We start from the raw sequence: 240 nt of genomic DNA, 5'->3' as shown, positions 1-240 counted from the left end.
AGCCAATGAACCCAATCATGCCGGGGTGTATATCGGTGACGGGTTGATGCTACACCATCTGTACGGGCAGCTCAGCAATCAGGTGCCTTATGATGGGTACTGGCAGGACAGGACAATCGTCGCTTTGCGATATACAAATCCACCCGCTCCGGCGGGTTTTTTATTGGAGTAACCTCATGAATACAGTACGAACAGTGCGGCTTTATGGTGTCCTCGGTGCCCAATTCGGCCGCGAGCACA

General features: G+C 52.9%; 1 protein-coding gene. It reads left to right on the top strand.

Features of this window, described 5'->3' with window-relative positions; translation table 11 throughout:
* Positions 1-172, top strand: a 172-nt coding sequence (locus Xhom_RS25500; protein WP_145957544.1) for an NlpC/P60 family protein, incomplete at its 5' end; no start/stop codon positions are given.
* Positions 173-240 lie beyond the last annotated feature (68 nt).

The sequence above is a fragment of the Xenorhabdus hominickii genome, assembly GCF_002632725.1.
Taxonomy (GTDB): domain Bacteria; phylum Pseudomonadota; class Gammaproteobacteria; order Enterobacterales; family Enterobacteriaceae; genus Xenorhabdus; species Xenorhabdus hominickii.
This window is presented reverse-complemented; position numbering and strand designations above follow the sequence as displayed.